The organism is Hyphomonas sp. UBA4505, from assembly GCF_002388685.1.
Lineage (GTDB): Bacteria > Pseudomonadota > Alphaproteobacteria > Caulobacterales > Hyphomonadaceae > Hyphomonas.
In genome coordinates this window covers 101832-121280 of the sequence record NZ_DGMZ01000001.1, presented here as the reverse complement: position 1 = coordinate 121280, position 19449 = coordinate 101832, and the positions used below count along the sequence as shown (strand labels likewise).

General features: G+C 57.3%; 13 protein-coding genes. 9 read left to right on the top strand and 4 right to left on the bottom strand.

Features of this window, described 5'->3' with window-relative positions:
• Nucleotides 1-44: 44 nt before the first annotated feature.
• From B3527_RS00505 to B3527_RS00480, 6 genes are all read left to right on the top strand, one after another.
• Nucleotides 45-2714, top strand: a complete 2670-nt coding sequence (locus B3527_RS00505) for a TonB-dependent receptor plug domain-containing protein (RefSeq protein WP_290479398.1) — start codon at nucleotides 45-47, stop codon at nucleotides 2712-2714.
• 81 nt (nucleotides 2715-2795) lie between these two features.
• Nucleotides 2796-4373, top strand: coding sequence for an alkaline phosphatase D family protein (locus B3527_RS00500; RefSeq protein ID WP_290939892.1), 1578 nt, complete (start codon nucleotides 2796-2798; stop codon nucleotides 4371-4373).
• Between the two features lie 58 nt (nucleotides 4374-4431).
• Nucleotides 4432-5559, top strand: coding sequence for an Sb-PDE family phosphodiesterase (locus tag B3527_RS00495; RefSeq protein WP_206990925.1), 1128 nt, complete (start codon nucleotides 4432-4434; stop codon nucleotides 5557-5559).
• A gap of 191 nt (nucleotides 5560-5750) precedes the next feature.
• The gene (locus B3527_RS00490; protein ID WP_206990924.1) at nucleotides 5751-7928 is read left to right on the top strand and encodes a TonB-dependent siderophore receptor; all 2178 of its coding nucleotides are present in this window, start codon (nucleotides 5751-5753) and stop codon (nucleotides 7926-7928) included.
• 12 nt (nucleotides 7929-7940) lie between these two features.
• Nucleotides 7941-8522, top strand: coding sequence for a hypothetical protein (locus B3527_RS00485; protein ID WP_290479400.1), 582 nt, complete (start codon nucleotides 7941-7943; stop codon nucleotides 8520-8522).
• An 18-nt stretch (nucleotides 8523-8540) separates the two neighbouring features.
• On the top strand, nucleotides 8541-10028 hold the full coding sequence (locus B3527_RS00480) for a PepSY-associated TM helix domain-containing protein (RefSeq protein WP_290479401.1): 1488 nt from the start codon (nucleotides 8541-8543) through the stop codon (nucleotides 10026-10028).
• 18 nt (nucleotides 10029-10046) lie between these two features.
• Here B3527_RS00480 and B3527_RS00475 read toward each other — a convergent pair whose 3' ends face one another.
• From B3527_RS00475 to B3527_RS00460, 4 genes are all read right to left on the bottom strand, one after another.
• Nucleotides 10047-13301: an error-prone DNA polymerase gene (locus B3527_RS00475; RefSeq protein ID WP_290479402.1), complete on the bottom strand. Its 3255-nt coding sequence runs from the start codon at nucleotides 13299-13301 to the stop codon at nucleotides 10047-10049.
• Nucleotides 13298-15022, bottom strand: coding sequence for a Y-family DNA polymerase (locus B3527_RS00470; RefSeq protein WP_290479403.1), 1725 nt, complete (start codon nucleotides 15020-15022; stop codon nucleotides 13298-13300). Before B3527_RS00470 ends, B3527_RS00475 begins: the two co-directional genes overlap by 4 nt.
• Nucleotides 14910-15650, bottom strand: a complete 741-nt coding sequence (locus B3527_RS00465; RefSeq protein WP_290479404.1) for an ImuA family protein — start codon at nucleotides 15648-15650, stop codon at nucleotides 14910-14912. The genes B3527_RS00470 and B3527_RS00465 overlap by 113 nt, the downstream gene beginning before the upstream one ends.
• Nucleotides 15651-15841: 191 nt before the next feature.
• On the bottom strand, nucleotides 15842-16489 hold the full coding sequence (locus B3527_RS00460; protein ID WP_290481636.1) for a PepSY-associated TM helix domain-containing protein: 648 nt from the start codon (nucleotides 16487-16489) through the stop codon (nucleotides 15842-15844).
• A 180-nt stretch (nucleotides 16490-16669) separates the two neighbouring features.
• Here B3527_RS00460 and B3527_RS00455 point away from each other — a divergent pair, with 180 nt between their 5' ends.
• Genes B3527_RS00455 through B3527_RS00445 form a run of 3 tightly spaced genes read left to right on the top strand, consistent with a single transcriptional unit; the run spans nucleotide 16670 to nucleotide 19442 of the window.
• Entirely contained in the window at nucleotides 16670-18052 is a 1383-nt protein-coding gene (locus tag B3527_RS00455; protein WP_290479406.1) for an anthranilate synthase component I family protein, read from the top strand.
• Nucleotides 18049-18633, top strand: a complete 585-nt coding sequence (locus B3527_RS00450) for an anthranilate synthase component II (RefSeq protein ID WP_206990918.1) — start codon at nucleotides 18049-18051, stop codon at nucleotides 18631-18633. The genes B3527_RS00455 and B3527_RS00450 overlap by 4 nt, the downstream gene beginning before the upstream one ends.
• Nucleotides 18630-19442, top strand: coding sequence for an aminotransferase class IV (locus B3527_RS00445; RefSeq protein ID WP_290479407.1), 813 nt, complete (start codon nucleotides 18630-18632; stop codon nucleotides 19440-19442). Before B3527_RS00450 ends, B3527_RS00445 begins: the two co-directional genes overlap by 4 nt.
• The last annotated feature ends 7 nt before the right edge of the window (nucleotides 19443-19449 follow it).

Below are 19449 nucleotides of genomic sequence, written 5' to 3'. Positions count from 1 at the left end.
CGCTGATGGTTGGCGGGTGTTGGGGTTAGATGGAGAGACCAGCGATGAGACTTGATAAGAACAGAAGTTTGAAATTCGGTTTGAGTGTCCTGATGGCAAGTGCGGCGATCCCGGCTGCTTTGGCACAGCAGGGAGACAGCAAGGAAGATTCCCGCCGCCTTGAGACTATTCGCGTCGAAGGCCAGACTGTCGATGCGTCCGCATCCGACATCGCTGTGGACTTCGCTGAATACGGCACACAAGTTCAGTTGATCAGTTCGGAAGAAATTGAAACGGGCGGGTTCACGAATTTTGGCGAATTGGCCTCAGGCCTGATCCGCGGTGCGAACATTGGCTATTCGCCGGACGAAGGCGAGTTCACCATTCGCATTGATGGCGGCACTGATCGCGATACCTTGTTGCTGGTCGATGGCGTCCCTTACTTTGATCGCTCGTCTCCATTGGAAGATCTGTGGCCCGCGACAGCCATTGATCCGCGCATGATCGACGGTGTTGAAGTCTATCGTGGTGGCAACAGCCTCTATTTCGGATCCAATGGCGGCCTGGGCGTTGTCAGTGTGAAAACAAAACGCCCTGACGGTACTCAGAAAGGCGAATTCGGTGTCTATGCCGGTTCATTCAAAACCCGCGAGTATTATGGCAACATGTCGTTCCCTCTGGACAAGGCCGGCAAACACTCCGTGCTGGTCTATGGCCGCTCTTATGAGACGGATGCGCACGAACTCTTCGACGAGGCGGCCTATGGTGACAATGTGCTTGCGCTCGGCGGACGTCACGAATTCCCATACAGCTTCAATAGTCTGGGCATCAAATATTTGTGGGATATTGCACCTGAGACAGAGCTTCTGCTCGGTGCTTCGTACACGACGATCGATTTCAGAGATTCCTTCCCGCAAAGCACTATATTTCAGCCGAACTTCACAGAGTTCCCGATTTACACCGGCGAATTCAAGCATCGCTTCAATGACAAGCTCAAGCTGAATATCGAGGCGCACTATCAGGACCCTCAGCTCAAGAATAACGAGATTGATGCCCGTATCTGTCAGATCCCCCGCCTCTCGGATTTGCCGGAGGATATTCAAGCCATTGCTGCGGGTCAGGGGATTTCAAGCTTTTCTACAGCAACTGAGTTCGAAAGCTTCGCGGCGGGTATTTCCGGTCTCGCTGCGGGTTGTGTCACCAATCCTGTCGGGAGCGCGGGCAGCGCTTCTGATGATCGTCTGAATGGCGGTAGCAATTTCTACATCAATCAGGATCCAGACAGCCCGTACTTCGGCCAGCCTTACGGCACGCACCAGAATCCGTTCTCAATCGGCGCACCCATTGGATATGTCGTGCAATCTACCGCCAGCTTCGGCGATGGTGGTCTGACGAAAGGTTTCGGGACGACTGATCAGAGGGAGTCTGGTTATGTCGATTACGGTCTGAATGCACGGGCCACTTATACGGTCAATGAGTATATCGAACTCGTCGCAGGTCTCCAGAATACTACCTATAAAGACAATTCTGACGACTCATTCGGCGTCAAGGATGTCAAGCTCACGAGTACGGGTGTCTATGGCGACCTAAGGCTCTCCCTGCCAGTGCTGGATGGTTTCAGTGGGTCATTTGCCGCTCGTCAGGACTTCAACGACAATTTCGATGATCAGTCGATCTGGAAAGTCGGGCTGCGTCAGAACCTAGGATACGGTATCTATGCGCGGGGGTCTGGCGGCACGTCGTACAGTCTGCCGAAGATCGACGAAATCGGCGCATTCGGATCGGGCGCGAACATCAACCCTGGTCTGGAACCACAGGAAGTCAGCGCGTTTAACGTCGGGGCCGGTATCGATGGTGACATTTTTGGCGGAACCTACAATGTCGAGATCGGGTACTTTGAAACAGAAATCGAAAACCTTTTCTCCAGCCGGGCTATTGGTGCGGTCTGTTATGAATATGCCAATGATGTTGCAAACCCATTGTTCAACAATCTGAACAATGACACCGCAGCGATTGAGCAGAACCGTCGGAACATCATTCCGCCGAGCGAGTTCTGCGCCACGGCTGCAGCCGGCCTGAATGATCCTGGCGAAACAGTTGCGGTGAACGCGCTGCGTCAGCAGGATATTGAAGGTTTTACGATTGACGTCGCTTTCGACTTTGATCAGTGGCAGGCAGACTTCAGCTATACTGATATGGAGTCGCTGGAGCCGAACCCAGTCTTTGGAACGATGGCGCGCCTGGATGGTTCCACTACCGACCTTGGCTTTGTCGTGCCGGGGAAGGCTGGAAGCGCGGAGTATCGCCAATCTTCAGAACGTCCGGAGTGGACGCTGTCCGGCCTCATCACCTACACGCCAACAGACCGCTGGACATTTGCACTGAACCCGCGCTTGCAAGGGCCGGAATGGGCATATGCGGGCACCAGCCTGGCGCGCATGGTGGATGAGAACGGAAACCGAGTAGTCGAAGATCTGAACTTCGGTGACTATTTCGTCCTCAATGGATCCGTTCAGTATTTCCTTGGCGAGGAGAAGCAGCACCGTTTCCTCATTCGCGGCGTGAACTTGCTGGATGAAGAATATTACGAGCGAGCTTCCGGTGGCTCGGGCTATAGCCGGGACCGTGCCGTGGTGCGCGGAGAAGTGGGCCCGAACGACAGTGCATACTACCGCCAGTATGGGTGGAACGGCAAACCGCGTTCGTTCTGGATCCAGTACGAGTACTCGTTCTAGTCATCCAATGGTCTGACCCTGTGTGAACAGGGGCAGGCTCGCCCCGATTGGATGATTAAAGGCTGCCGGCGTCTGTCCCACATGTCGGCAGCCACCCCTCTTCGCGTGTGGATGGAAGGACTCTCAATGTTTTCTCGTCGATTGTTTCTGGCGTCTTCTGGCGCTGCTCTTTGGGTGCCTAAACTGGCAAACGCTCAAAACGGCAAGCAGCACTTCACGTTGGGGGTCGCATCAGGATCGCCCCGGCCCAGCAGTGTGATTTTGTGGACGCGACTGGCCCCCAATCCGCTGCAAGGCGGCGGTATGCCGTCGGGCGTGGCGCAAGTGCGATATCGTGTGTGCACTGATGAGGAAATGCGAAAGACGTTGATGGATGGCATCGCCACCACAGCCGAAGACAAGGCACATTCGGTGCATGTTCGTATCGAAGGCTTGCGGCCGGGTCGGGAGTATTTCTATCAATTTTATTATGGCGACGAAGAAAGTCCTGTCGGGCGGACACGAACATCAAGCCCCGATGACGACTCTGCCAGGATCGCGCTGGCCTATTGCCAACACTACGAGTCCGGTCACTACGCGGCCTATCGTGATCTTGCGGAATGGGTGCCCGACTGCGTCGTTCATACCGGAGATTATATCTATGAGGGCGGCATCAGTCCGCTTGGCGCGCGGATGCGCGATGTGGGGGGCGGGGAGCGGCGTTTGTTTGAGACCGTGCGCCAGCACAATAGCAACGAAATTACCACCTTATGGGAGTATCGAAATCGTTATGCGCTCTACCGTTCCGATCCACACCTTCAGGCGGCACACGCTATTGCGCCCTGGATCGTCGCGATGGATGATCACGAGGTCGATAATAACTGGGCCTCAAACACGCCTCAGGACCCGGAAAAGCAGACGCAGCTCGAATTCCAGGTTCGTAAATATGCAGCTTTCAAGGCCTATTATGAGCATATGCCGATCGAAGAGCCGCCCACTCTGCGAGATATGAGGCCTGCGCTGAAGCTCTACAACAAGTACGTGTTCGGGCCTGCTCAGATACATTTGCTGGATACGCGTCAGTTCCGGTCGGACCAGCCGTGCGGCGATGGCCGCAAGCCGCTTTGTTCAGATGCGACAGATCCGGCTCGCACCATGTTGGGTGCAGAACAGGAAGCTTGGCTGAGCCGTGAGCTCAAGCAGTCCAGCTCCGCTTTCAATGTCATCGCAACGCAAACCTGGTTCACTCCTTATCGCTACAATGCGCCGCCTGACGGTCCGGTCACCAATCTGGACAGCTGGGACGGCTATCCGGCTGCGCGCAACCGGCTCTCGTCCGTCTTGGCAAATGACGTGTCGAGCCCCGTTTTCCTTACAGGGGACTGGCACACCGCCATGGCATCGACTCTGTATGAAAAGCCCTTCGATCCAACATCGAAGCGCATCGGCCATGAACTCGTGGGTGGTCCCATTTCCTCCGGGTGCCCCTGGGCGCGGGATATGGAGGTCATGCGGAGCGCGAACCCTCACGTTTCCCACTTGAATGGACAGCAGCGGGGCTATCTGCGAGCCACGTTTACCTCCGACAATTGTCATGGAGAGTTCCGCGTCGTCGAGGATGCTGGCCGAGCCAATTCACCTGTTTTCACCGATATTGAAATTCGAACCAAAGACATCTGATGTTTCCCGAACCCGGCACCACTCAAGCCAAGTGCCTATCCTAAAGAGGACCAAGCCCATGTTTTCAAAGATCAGCCTGATTGCTACGTGTACAGCGCTTTATGTCTCCACCGCTGTTGCGCATGAGCGTGCGGTAGAGTTTCCTGACACGGAAGATGGCAGCGTCGTTTTGGCCGCCGACCTGCACACTCATTCGGTATTCTCAGACGGCGAAGTCTGGCCGTCCATTCGGGTCAAGGAGGCCCATCTGGACGGACTGGAAGTTCTGGCGGTAACTGAGCATTTGGAGCATCAGCCACACAAGGCCGACATGCCGCATCCGGACCGGAACAGATCTTATGAGATTGCTGAAGGTGTACGGGCAGATTCGGAGTTCGACCTGATGGTTATCAATGGCGCGGAGGTCACTCGCGATATGCCCTATGGGCACATCAACGCCATCTTCCTGAGTGATGCGAACGCGCTTCTGACTGAAGAACCAAAGCAGGCCATGAAGGCGGCGAAGGCCCAAGGGGCGTTTGTGTTCTTGAACCATCCGAATTGGTTGCCGCATGTGTCGGATGGGATTGCGCGTCTCAGTGACTATCACAAGGATCTGATCGCGGAGGGCCTGCTTCAGGGCATCGAGGTCGTGAATGGAACTTTGGATGGGCACTCCGAACATGCGCTCCAGATTGCCCTAGACAATAATCTGACCGTAATGGGCACGTCTGACATCCATGGCCTTGTGGATTGGACCCATAATGCCGGAGCTGGCGGGCATCGCCCGATGACGCTCGTATTGGCTTCGGATCGTAGCGAAGCGGCCTTCAAACGGGCTTTGTTTGATGGCCGTACAGTGGCCTGGTCTTATGACGACCTGCTCGGCCGGGAAGAGCATGTGAAGGCAGTGGTTGATGCCTGTCTCACTCTTGAGGCTGAACCGGCCGTGCGTGACTACACAGTGATCTCCGCGAAAATCGTCAATACTTGCCCGGTAAATTTCACCCTGCTTAATCAGGGAGAGGAAACGTTCCAGAACACCGGCGATGTGCTGAACGTAAAACGGGATGGCGAGACGGCGGTTGCTGTGCGCACCAAAACCGGCAAAGGTCAGATGGTTCTGACCGTTGATGTACTGAACGCCCAGATTGGCTTTCGCAAAGCCTTGACGACACGTCTTGTGACAGCGATTCCCGCTCAATAGCTCTCGGATCGTTCCGGAAATTCCTATCTCCTGTCAGAGCGCACATCCCCATGGGATGTGCGCTTTCCTCGTCGTGACGGCAAAGTTCATTTCAAACCCCAAGATGCAATTGACTTGCAATAACATTTCCCCTAGTCGGCAGTTAATACTGAGACACATTCTCATAAATGCAAATCCAAGGGGTAAATTTGATGCGAGTATCGCGGGTCAGCGCTGTCAGTACTGTTGCGCTTCTTATAGGTGTGGCATCTGCCGCTCCGGTCTGGGCGCAGACTTCGGACACGGACCGGGCCGAAGAGAGCCGTCAGGAAACGGTGATCGTGACCGGTACGACCGGATCTTTTGGTGCGACCAAGAACGAAACACCGATCGTCGAGACGGCACGCTCGCTCTCCGTCGAAACATCCGACATGTTCATAGACAAGGGCGCCTTGCGGCTGGTCGATACGCTGACCTATGTGGCGGGTGTGACTGCCGAGCCCTATGGCTTCTCAACCCGCGGTGATTTCCCATTCTCCCGTGGTCTAAGCATACCGCGTTATCGTGACTCCATTCAGGAACTCTTCGGTAGCTACAACTCCACTCGTGCCGACGTATACACGATTGAGCAAGTTGAAGTGCTCAAAGGTCCAGCTTCGGTACTCTATGGTCAGGGGTCACCGGGCGGTATCGTCAACTATGTTTCGAAAACGCCGTTGGAAGACTTTGGCGGCGAGATCGCGGCACAAGTGGGAAACAATGATCACTACCAGATTGCAGGTGACGTAACCGGGCCAGTCGCAGGTTCAGATGGCAAGCTGCTGTATCGTCTGGTTGGCCTCTATCGCGACACAGGTACGCAGATTGATCAGGTTGACGAGACGACGACGGTTTTCATGCCATCACTCAGCTGGTTGCCGACGACAGATACCAAGTTTACAGTGATCGGACTTCTTCAGGATACCGATAGCGATGCAGCCGCCCAGTTCATTCCGGTCGAAGGTACGCTCAATCCGCTCAGTTCTTCAGGCGGCTACCTGAACAACAATGTCTATGCCGGTGAGCCTGGTTTCAACCGTTATAATACGGACTCACAGCAAATTACCTTGTTGGGTGAACATCGCATCAATGATGTGTTCAAGCTGGAGGGCACGGCGCTTTGGCGGTCCGGCGAGGCCGACTATCAACAAGCTTGGCCGGTCTTCTACGGTCCGCGCTATCTGAACCAGATTCTCGATGCCACACCTGCCTTGCAGGCTGCGGCAGACCTGCAGGGACTGACGTTCACCGACACGACCGTGCCCCGTACATTCTATCAAGGTGACAATACGTTCGACCAGATGGCAGGCGACTTGCGCCTCCGCGCAGAATTTTCCACCGGCAAGTTCGATCACCATGTCCTCGCCGGGATGCAGTATCAAGACGTCGAAACCGACAGTGACTCTGCATACTATTTCGGCGGCGGGGTTCTGGCCGGCGACTTCCGTTATGTTCTCGATCTGGCGAACCCGGTTTATGGAAACTATCCAGACCAGGCGACATTTGACGCGATCTACAGTGACACACCCGCTTCGAACGTCGAAGACTTCGGCATCTATCTTTCCGACCAGATATCCTACGAAAACTGGCGTTTCACGCTGGGCCTGCGCAGCGATAGTGTCGAGAATGACAGCGGTACGACCGTCCAGGATGACGACGCGATATCGACCAGCGTTGGCGTACTCTATCGATTCGACAACGGTTTTGCGCCATATGCCAGCTATTCGGAATCCTTCGAGACCGTTGTCGGAACTGATACGCTCACCAACAATCCGCTGAAACCTCAGGAGGCCCGTCAGTATGAAGTGGGTATCAAGTATGAACCTGAAGCCTTACCGGGATTGATCACGTTCAACTATTTCGACATCGAAATCTCCAATTTGTCCAACCCGAACTCCCTGCCGGGTGCCGCCTCGCAACAGGAAGGCGTTGGCAAGCTGAAAGGCTTCGAATTCGAGAGCCACGTTCAGATTGATGAAGTCTATCTGCAGGCATCCATTTCCACGCTCGATGCGGAAGACCCGAACGGATTCCAGTTGGCGGCTGCACCGGAAACGCAGGCGTCTCTGTGGACCACATGGCGTCCAGACGGTCGTTGGTCCGGTTTCAAATCAGGCGCAGGTATCCGTTATGTGGGCGAGACCGTTTCCGAGAACGGAACCGTCCGCTACGTGACGCCAGACTATACGCTAGGCGACCTGATGGTCGGTTACGAGTGGGACACATGGGATTTTCAGGTCAATGCACGCAATCTGACCGACGAAGACTATCTCACGGGTTGCTTGACGCGGGGGGATTGTTTTCCTGGCCAGCGCCGAACGGTCGTAGCCAGCCTGCGCTACAAATTCTAAGGCGGGCGCTATATGAGCCATGCTGACTATATCCTGGCGATCCTTGCCTCGGTCGGAGGCATATTCGGTCTTGCGCTGCTCTTCGCAGTGTGGCGCAAGCCGGGGCGCCCGGTCCTTCTGGTGCTCGGATGGGCGCTGGTGGCCGCAAGTCTTGTCGTATGGTTTGTTGTCAATTTTGATCGCGGTGTCGCACAGGTCGCCTCGCTCCTGATGCTGATCGTGGCCGGGGCGATCACTCTGCCGGGGCTGCGCGGAACCAACGGCCTGCAAGCGCCTGTCCGAAATCGCGAGGTACCTGATCGCGCACGCCGGTCACCCTTGCAGATGACAGCCGACATCGGTTCCGGAATATGGACGTTTCTGCTGGCCGGACCGGCTGCAGGTGCGATCTCTCTATATGCTGGAGGGGCGCTCCTGCGCCTTACCAAACCGGAAATAGGCAATCCGACGAATGCCGTGGTGGTGGCCTTCCTCTTCAGCTTATCCCTATGGGCCGTATTGAGCACGTTGGTGCTCATGGAAAAACGCAAATTACGTCGCAGCGTCTATGTGGTGGTCGCCTTGGCGGCCGTGCTCTGCGCCGCTCTCATTTAGCTTGTCGAGACTCTTCCTATGGCAAAATCCCTCTGGCCAAAATCTTCAAGTGAACGTGTTGATTCCGCCCTGTCGGCGCACTCTGTCATGGGGCTGGTAATCAGCGCTTTGCTGTTTGTCATCTGTGTGAGTGGCACGATTGCCGTGTTTGAGGACGAGCTGGAATGGTGGGAGCAAGCGGGCACTCCGACGGTGCACGAAGTTTCTCCATCCGTGATGCAAGCGACTGCCGAAGAAGTGCTCAAGCGCGATCCCGAAACGACGCATCTCTACATGTATCCTCCGCGGGAAAACTGGCCCCGGTTTGTGGCTGGTGGGGACAATGGCATATTCGTGTTGAATGAGTCCGGTGAATTCGTGCGCCAACTGGAGGCGCCTTGGAACGATTTCCTTATTGAACTACATTACTATCTCACCATGCCGCACAGTCTCGGCATCATCATTGTTGCCATATTTGGTGTCATGCTCGTGTCTATGGCAGTCTCGGGACTGCTCGCGCATCCGCGTATCTTCCGGGATGCTTTCCGATTTCGGCGCACCGGCCAGGCGCGGCTGGCTCAGGCCGACCTTCATAATCGTCTCAGCGTCTGGACGACGCCTTTCCTCATTGCTGTGGCGGGAACTGGTGCGATGATCGGACTGTTCGGTGTCGTGGCATTCGTTTTTGCACAGACCAATTTTGGTGGCGACACGAAGAAGCTTAGTGAGGCGATCTTCGGCGGTGAAATCCTCGAAGCTGACGCCACGCCTGCACCCATTACCGGCGTGGATACGGCGCTCATCAATCTCGATCGCGATATACCTGAGGCAAACCCTTTCATTGTGATCGTTCATGAGCCTGGAACCAAAAGTCAGCACATCGAGATCTATGGCGACGAGACCAATCGCCTGATTTATGGGGAAACCTATACCTATTCGACGGATGGCAAGTTGCTTGCGACCGGGCACAATTCCGACGGGCCGGTTGGTCAACAGGTCGCCATGTCGATGTATCGGCTTCATTTCGGTGATTTCGGCGGCGCGCTGATGAAGTCGATCTATTTCCTGTTGGGCATCATGCTCTGTATTGTCGTTGCCACCGGCTTGAACATCTATTTCCTCAAGCGCCGCGAGAAGGGGCGTGCGGCACCGCGTCTGGAAGCGATGTGGAGTGGTTGGATCTGGGGCAGTATGGCCATGTTCCCGATTACGCTGACGGTTAGTCTTCTGGGTGTCAGTGGCGGTTGGCTGATCGCGATGTTCTGGCTTGGATCAATCGTGTTTTCAGGTGTCGCAACTGCATGGATGAGTGCAGCGTCGGCGGGCCTGATGTTCCGCGCAATCTTTGGCGCGGCCTTGCTCTCTGCATCTCTGGTTCACCTGCTGCGCGGCGACATGGATTGGACCAATGCCTACATGGTGACCATCTCCGTGGCTCTGCTTGCCACAGGGGGAGCTTTTGTTGCGAGGGCGCTTTGGTCCAAGCGGTTCAGTGCAGAGCCAGCGACGACTGTTCAGGCTGGCTGAGGCAAACTATGCCTGACTTCAATGAAAATCCCTGCTTCGCGGGATCACTCGTACATTGCGGGGGTGTTGACCGCTTGTCCGTTGTGTTGGGCCCTTGCGTTCGGGAATTGGGCGTGTGACCTCGTCGGCGCGGTCGAGAACCCTTTTCAACGGATCATCTCCAATATCCTCTGACAGGTGAACAAGGTCTCCCGTCCGGTCTATCAACTGGTTCGCCACGATGTGGGTAACATTGTCGGCGGTTTGAACGCGGCCCTTCACCATCAAGACACGCGCACCCATCACGACTGGCCGAAAGCGTTCGAACACGTTCGGCCAGACAACCAGATTGGCGATGCCGGTCTCGTCCTCAATGGTGATGAAACAGACCCCGCTGGCCGAACCCGGGCGTTGACGCACCAGTACGACACCTGCCGTTTGAACCCGTGCACCATTTGGCAAATGGCACGCCTCCTGCGTTGAGACGACGCCCATCCTGTTATAGCCCGCTCTCAGAAAGGAGACCGGATGGTCCTTCAATGAGAGGCGGGTCGTTTGGTAATCCTGCAGGACTTGTTCTGAGCGCGGCATGAGGGGGAGTATTGGCACCTGTTCGGCTCCCTGTTCTGCCGCATCAGCTGCAGCGAACAGGGGCAGCGTGTTGCCGCTGGTTTCGCCACGTACGCTCCATAGGGCCTCGCGCCGGCTAAGCTGCATTGAGCCGAATGCATCTGCTGCGGCGAGTAGTTCAAGCGACCGGCGGCTGACTCTTGCTCGTCGGCGAATATCTTCTGGGTGGTCGTAGGCATTGCCCCGGGCAATCATCATCGCTTCCATCTCGTCTTCGCGCAGACCGTCCACCTGTCTGAAACCGAGACGAACAGCACAATATGTCCCGTCCGTTGGTTCCAGCGTATTGTTCCAATCCGAAAGATTCACATCCACGGGACGGATTTCCACGCCATGCTCGCGGGCATCCCGCACAATCTGCGCGGGCGCATAGAAGCCCATGGGCTGGCTGTTCAGCAGCGCTGCGCAGAAAACATCCGGATGATGCCGCTTTAGCCAGCTCGAGACGTAAACAAGGTGGGCAAAGGAAGCGGCATGGCTTTCTGGAAATCCATACTCGCCGAAGCCCTTCACCTGGTCGAAGCATCGTGCCGCGAAGGTCGCATCATAGCCGCGCGCGATCATACGCTCGACCATCATGTCCTGATAGTTGCCAATCGTCCCCATTTTGCGGAAAGTGGCCATCGCCCGGCGCAGACCATTGGCTTCATCGGCTGAGAACTTTGCAGCATCCATGGCAATCTGCATCGCCTGCTCCTGAAACAAGGGCACGCCCAGCGTGCGACTGAGGATGCGTTCGAGTTCATCTGGCGGTCCATGCTCAGGTGCCGGTGAAGGATAAGTTATGGTTTCAAGGCCTTTCCGGCGACGCAGATAGGGATGCACCATATCACCCTGAATGGGGCCGGGCCGGACGATCGCGACCTCGATTACAAGGTCATAGAAAGTACGTGGCCGCAGGCGCGGCAGCATGTTCATCTGTGCCCGGCTTTCCACCTGAAATACACCGAGGCTGTCACCTTCGCAGAGCATCTCATACGTGGCCTCATCATCCTGTGGGATGGTGGCGAGTGTATACTCCAACCCCTTGTGCAGCTGAAGCAGGTCAAATGCCTTCCGGATACAGGTCAGCATGCCGAGGGCCAGAATATCCACCTTCATGATACCGAGGGCATTAATATCGTCCTTGTCCCATTCAATGAAAGTGCGCTCGTCCATGGCGGCATTGCCGATGGGGACTGTCTCGACCAAGGGTCCGCGCGTCAGAACAAAGCCGCCGACATGCTGTGACAGGTGCCGCGGGAAACCAATCAGCTGTTGGGTGAGCAGAATGGCCCGGCGGATCATTGGATTGGCCGGGTCGAGCCCGGCCTGGCGGATCTGATCTGGATTGATGGCGCTGCCCCAACTACCCCAGACCGTTCCGGCGAGGGCGGCGGATATATCTTCGGTCAGGCCGAGCGCCTTGCAGACCTCCCGCACGGCCGAGCGCGGTCGATAGGAAATCACCGTGGCGGTCAGGGCCGCCTTGTGTCGGCCATAGCGATTGTAGACATACTGAATGACTTCCTCGCGGCGCTCATGTTCAAAATCGACATCGATATCCGGTGGCTCTTTGCGTTCCTTTGACAGGAATCGTTCGAACAGGAGGCTGGTCAGGGCCGGGTCTACATTGGTGATTCCTATACAATAGCAAACTGCCGAATTCGCTGCGGAGCCACGCCCCTGGCATAGGATGTCCTGCTCGCGTGCCCAAGCCACGATATCGTTCACGGTCAGGAAATAGCGCGCATAATCCAGCTCCTCGATCAGGGCGAGCTCCTTGTTGAGGGCGGCGCTGACTTTGCCTGGAATGCCATCCGGATAGCGCCATTGCGCGCCTTTCCAGGTGAGGTCATGAAGGTGTTCCTGCGGTGTCTTTCCCACCGGGACAGGTTCGTCGGGATACTCGTAGGAAAGCTCATCTAGGCTGAAGTTGCAGCGCTCTGCGATCTCGACGGTTCGATGCAAGGCTGGCTCGAACCCTTTGAAAAGTCGAGCCATTTCGTCTGGTGATTTCAAATGACGTTCAGCATTGGCCTCCAGTCGGTAGCCTGCTTGCTCTATCGTGCAGTGCGTGCGGATGCAGGTGAGCACGTCCTGCAGCGGGCGGCGTTCCGGGGTATGGTAGAGCACGTCATTTGTCGCCACGATCGGCACACCCTGCCAGGCGCAAAAATCGGCGAGGCGGGCAATCCGTTCCCGATTACGGCCATGATAGGCATAGCTGGCCGCCACATAGACGTTGCCTGGCGCGCGTGCCGCGAACCGTTCCAGGACTTCGGCAAAGGTCGTGTCTAACTTGTCCGGCGGCTGGAAAATGAAGACCTGTCCTTCGGCATGGGCAAGAATGTTTTCCAGCGTGATCAGGCAGTCGCCTTTTTCCGCTTGCAATTTACCGGCCGATAAAAGGTACGAAAGGTGCCCATAAGCTGTCCGGTTCTTTGGATAGCAAATCACTTCCGGGCCGTCCGTCGGCACGAGGCGCGCACCGACGAGGAGAGGCAGGCCGGCTTCTTTTGCCGCGATATGGGCGCGCACGACACCGGCAAGCGTATTATGGTCTGCAACACCGATGGCGACATGCCCCAATTGTTTGGCGGTCAGGACGAGTTCTTCTGCATGTGAGGCACCGTGCAAAAAAGAAAAATTCGTCGTAACGGAGAGTTCGGCATAGTCGGTCATGCGAAGAGGCCGTGTACATACCATTCGGGCGCGCCGCCACGCCCATCGCCATAAAGTCCTTCGCGGAACAGCCAATAACGCCGCCCCGCCGCGTCCTCTACACGGTAATAGTCCCGCGCGCGCGGGAGGAGCTTTACCGGTCCGGATGGGGCATCCAGCATGGCCTCGAGATCTGCGCGCACATGCGCGATCTGGGCAGCATCGGCACGCGGGTCCATTTTGGGGGTGAGCCATTGGCGGGCCTGGCCTCTCAGCGCTGGTGGGGGCTGTGGCACGGCAATATGGGTCCACCATTCCGGAGCGATCCGTTCAGGTCCGTCGGCTCGCGTCACTGTACGCGGCACGCGACGCCAGATGAAGCGCAGCGGCGGGCCGTCCGGCACTTCGGCCATGACTGTGATGCGTTCCGGTGAGGACAGGAGGCGAATGGGGCGCGGTCCGGCAGCCGTGCTGTGGGTGGCGAGGACCGGGACATCGCCGATGAACTGCACTTGCCGTTCGGCGCGTTCCGGCACATGACTCTCTCGTGGTTGGACAAGGCTTACGGTGTGTTCGCCCAGCCGGGCCATGATCCGGTCGGCCAGCGCGGACAGGGCGGCAGTGTTCATGTCCGTCGAGGCGAGGTCGCCCGACAGCGCCATAGGGCTGGTCTCCATCCTGTCCGTGCGATGGGCTTCGAGCAAAAGCAGGTCGATACCAAAGCCGGGGTCAATCGAATCGATCCGTTCACGAAACAGGCGGAGAATGTGTTTCGGCTCACGCGCAGGGCGGGCGGTCTTCACTTCCAGTTCAGCGCGTGTACCGTCAGACTTGAAAGCCATGAGCAGAAAGTGCCGCGCGCCGAGACCAGCCGCACCGAGGGCCTCACACAGATCCTGCGCCAGTTGTTCGAGGCCAATTCCGATGGCTTCGCTGGTGGCAATCGGTTCCGGACAGTTCAACCGGGCGGATCGGATCGGCAGGGGGCGCAGGGGCGCCAGTGGTTCATGGCGCAGGCCCAGGGCCTGGTCGAGCCTTAGGAGTACTGCATCGGCGGCGGATCTTGACTGGAAGCGCCGCCCCAGAGCTTTACGATCGATGCCGTAAAGCTGGCCGATCCGCGTGAGGCCGAAGCGGCGCAGCAGGGTTTCGGTGTCAGGCGACAGGCGCAGGGCTGCGACGGGAAGTTCGGCAAGGCCAGCCTGTTCTTCGCCTTCTTTCAGGCAGGTGCCCGGCGCGGCACGGGACAGAGCGGAGGCTGCGCCCGGCGTGCCGGCAAGGCCCAGCCTGTGCGGGATGGCATTGCGCTCCAGCAGATCGGATAGTGTCTCCATCATGGCCAGTTCGCCGCCATAGAGGTGTTCGCACCCCGTGGTCTCCAGGATGAGGCCGTCAGTGCCATCAATCGCGATCAGCGGCGTAAACCGGATCATCCAGTCGCCAAGTGCGGACAGGGCACGGATGTCGGCGACCGGGTCCATGTCCTCGGTAACAAGGTTGGGCACGCGGGCCCGTGCATCGGTGAAGACCAACCCCTCTGTTATGCCAAGCTGACGGGCAGGGTCATTGGCAGCGGCGATGCGCAGACCCTTGGTGCTGTTTTCAAGCAGGGCAAAGGGCAGGTGGGGATCAGGCGGTTTGCCGGAGGCCGGGCGGGCCGATCCGGTCCTGAGGCCGCGGCGAGCGCGCCGGAGCCGGGTCAGCGGCCAGTCCGGAAACCACACGCAAAGATAGCGTTTCATCGTCAAGCTCCAGATCAAAGGATTGTCCTGCCATGTGCGGGGCCTGGCGGGACCGTTCGAGCACAGCCTTCCAGCGGAGCGCTCCGGGGGCATGCGTGTCATAACGGTTGGGGGATGAGGGACGGGGGGAAAGACGCCACCGGGCACTGGCAGCGGTGGCGCCGTCCCGCGTATAGGGCATCAACAGGATGACCGGCGTGCCATGCCGCCCGGATACAAGTGCGAGACGGCGCGAGGCGGTGAAACTGGCATCCTCCAATTCTGCAATCACCAGTGAGGCCACACCGGAGCGGATGGCTTCTTCGGTGGCCCAGAGAGCTTCTGCAGGCTTGCGCGGGGTGATGTTCAGGCTTGGGGGCAGGTCCGGGGCGACTTCTCGGCAGCCAGCCTGAAGGAGGCCGCCATGGGCCTGTTTCAGGCTGGACTGGCGGATCCAGATAACAGGGCCCTTGCGACGTGTGCGTGCCGCGAGCGCAAAGCCGGTCATCGCCGGAAAGTCCCCGTGTGAGGTCTCGCAGATCTCATGGACACCTGCCTCTCCCAGACCGAGTGGAAAAGACAGGCTCGGCTGCTGCTGAGGCGGGAAGCTATGAAACGCGTCCTTCAGGGAAGATGGGATTGAGGCCATTTGTTCATTATTTGTTCTTATCACATTGAGTCAACTGACTCCGTCGAGCAGAAAGGATTTCAACAGGTACAGTGGCGGTTTCTGACGGACTTGTCCTGTAATGGATTATTCAGGACGAGGTTGGCCAAGCCGTAGCAGAAAGATCTGTGGAGCAGTGCTGACGCTGGCGACAAATGCCCGCGTGTCGGCCATCAGGTATGTGTGAAAACAAGAAGCAGCAGGATCGGCAAGGCAAAGCCCGCAATCGTAAGTGGCCATGTGCTGGGGCGGCGCGTGGAATGCATCTGCAGCAACCAGAGCCCAGACGCACAGAACAAGACAACTGCAATGGCGAACAGGTCGAGAAACAATGTCCAGGCGAAGCCAGTATTTCGGCCCTTGTGCAGGTCGTTGAGATAGGCGACCGCGCCGCGACTGGTTTTTTCGAACATGACTTCGCCGGTCTCACGGTCAATGCTGATCCAGGCATCTCCACCGGGCCGGGGCAGGGTGATATACGCGTCAAAATCGGTCCATTCGACCGGGTGGCCTGTTGTATCAAAGCTCGTCTCAGATTTGAGATAGGTCGCGACCTCGGCGGGCAGGACGGACTCGGCGCCAGTCTTCGCATGTTCATCAAGTAGCGTGACCAGCTCGCCTGGCAGGATGCTCTCGCCTTCGATGGTTTTTGGCTTTGAGGTAAGATCGCTGGCATGATTGAGCGTAATGCCAGTCGCCGCGAACAGCATCATGCCGACAAGACAGAGCGCGCCAGACATCCAGTGAACGGTTCGCACCTGACGCTTGATGAACATTTTCAAGGATGCGCGTTTTGCGGGGGCGGTCTGGGAGAGGCTCATTCCGTCAGGGCTCATTATCTGTAATGCGCCGTCTGAAGTTCGGCGCGGTCTGGTGGAGTTTCGCCTCCTAACATGCGCGAATATGCGTCTGCAAGTCATTCTCAATGCGTGTGTGCAATTGACTTGCTGCGGGCCTGTTGGTCTAGCCAAGGCGTATACGTTTCCTGACCAGGCATCTGAATGCGCTACGCTCTTCTAGACTCATGTGATCCCGTCCGGGCCGCCACACTTTTCTATGGCGATGCGGCAACCCTCTGGCTCGATAGCGCGGATACCGATCACCCTTCATCACGCTGGTCATATCTCTGCATTGCACCAATCGCGACTTTGCAGGTTCGTGCGGAGGAGCTGTCACGCGGTGAGGATGGCTTCGCAGACAGGGCGGACGAAGTAAGGGCCTGGATACGCAGCACCGAACGGCAGCGCATTGCGGAAGGTCCCCCGTTCCAAGGCGGCGCGGCGGGCTATGTTTCCTATGACGCTGCGCCACTCTTCCTTGAGCGATTCCAGTCGCGACACATGCCGCGCTCTGATTTGATTGAATTCAACTTATACGACACGTTGCTGGCATTCGATCTTGAGGGTCAGAAGACTTGGGTCATGTCGGCCGGGCTGAGGGCGGCGAACGCAGAAGAGGATGACGCGCTGGCAGATGCGAAGATTGCGGAGGTGCTGACCCGTCTTGGCGACACGCGGCGCGCCCCGGATGTCGACGTGCCATTGGGCTGGTCACGCCCGGATCAGGCTATTGATTATATTGCGGCCGTAAAGCGTACACAGGATTATATTCTGGATGGCGACATTTATCAGGCCAACATTGCGCAGAATTGGGTGGCATCGCATTGCGACGTGTCATCGGCTTTTTCCAACTACCTGCAGATGCGCGAGCGGACGCCTGCGCCCTTCGCGGCGTTCGGCCATTTTCAAGGGCGTGTTCTGGCAAGCGCATCGCCAGAGCGCTTGATCTCCGCTTCGGCTACGGGGCGAGTCGTGGCGGAGCCGATCAAGGGAACCGTCAGACGTGAGGCTGACCTGATCGAGGACGATCTGGCGCAGGCAGGCCTGTTGGCCTCTGAGAAGGACCGCGCCGAGAATATCATGATAACTGACCTCCTGCGGAATGATTTGTCCATCGTGTGCGAACCTGAATCGGTTGAAGTGACGTCGCTTTGCCGCTTGGAGACATTCTCCAATCTTCATCACCTCGTCTCGACCATTGAGGGCGACTTGTCGGACGACAAGGATGGCATTGACCTGTTCAAGGCAGTGTTTCCCGGTGGATCCATCACAGGCGCGCCGAAATTGCGCGCGATGGAAATCATTGACGAACTGGAGCAACGTCCTCGTGGCGCGTATTGCGGAGCTATCGGGTATGTCGGTTTTGATGGTGCATTGGATTTCAACATCCTGATCCGTACGATTGATCATTTGCCGACAGAGAGCACGCTGTTGGCCGGCGGGGGTATCACTTTGATGTCGGACCCGGTTGGCGAGCTGGCAGAGTCAGAGCTGAAGGCAGAGCGAATCGCGCCGTCCCTGTTCCGGGTGGGGAAGAAGGCATGATCCTCGTGCTCAACAATCGCGACAGTTTCGTTCATAATCTCGCGCGCTATCTGACATGCGAAGGCGCGGATGTGACGGTCGTTGATAGTGACCGGATTACTCTCCATGAAATCACCGATCTTGCGCCTCAAGCGCTCGTCCTGTCGCCGGGACCATGTACACCGAATGAGGCAGGGATCTGCTTGGAAGCAGTTCAGTACTTCGCTGGGAAGCTGCCAGTTCTCGGAGTGTGTCTTGGGCACCAGGCGATCGCGCAGGTTTATGGGGGCAAGATTGTCAGGTCCAATTTTCCCCGCCATGGACGCACCACAACGTTGTCAGTGCAGGGCGGAGCCTTGTTTGCCGGCTTGCCCCGCGCTTTTGATGTCGGTCTGTACAATTCTCTCGTGGCAACATTTGATGATTTGCCGGACCAATTTCAAATTGATGCGGTATCTGCGGAGGGAGACATTATGGCGCTGTCACACACATACTTTCCGCTATTCAGTGTCCAGTTTCACCCAGAGTCTGTGCTTACCGAGCATGGCGCTGAGCTGATCAGGAATTTTGTACAGCTCGCGAAGAACTGGAAACCGGAATGATCTTGTCTCAGCCGTCTGCCTTGTCTGACAAGTCCGAACTGTTTGACCTGCGGGACCGCGGCTTGTTGTTGGCAGATGGCGTGTTCGACACGTCGCTCGTCAGCGATGGACGCGTCATTCTGCGCGATGCACACTTGGACCGCTTGATCGAAGGTGCTGCTGCACTGGGCATTGATCTTGAGCGCAAGGCCGTTGCTCGTGTCATGGATACGGCGATTGAAGACTCTGCGTCGGGTGCATTGCGTATCACGGTCACACGCGGCGCTGGGGTTCGCGGGCTCGCGGATGATATGGCGGCTTCGCCGACCCTCATCGCGCGTGTTTCAGAATATAGTGTGAGTCTGACGCCAGATGCTGTGCGAGTGCACAAAAGCACGATCCTGCGCAATCCAACTTCCATCACGGCTCGCTACAAGACCTTGTCCTACACAGACAATATCGTTGCATTGCGCGCGGCAGTTCAAGCTGGTTTTGATGAAGCGTTCTTTTTCTCGCCCGCTGGGCATCTTGCCTGTGCCAGTGTGGCGAATGTGTTCGTGCAGATGGATGGAGCTATCTTCACGCCGCCCGTTGGGGATGGCGCTCTGCCCGGTGTGATGCGGAACTGGATTTTGGGTAGGGGGCGTGTTGGCGATTTCGCCGTTTCGGAGCGGTCGATCTCGCTTGATGATCTTCGATCCGCGGACAGGGTTTTCCTGACCAACAGCCTGCGCCTGTTCCAACCGGTATCAGCGTTTGAGACCAGGATGTTCAATGCTGAACTGCCTGCGGGCTGCGCCGAATTGCGAGCAGAACTACTCACCAATTGACCCCACT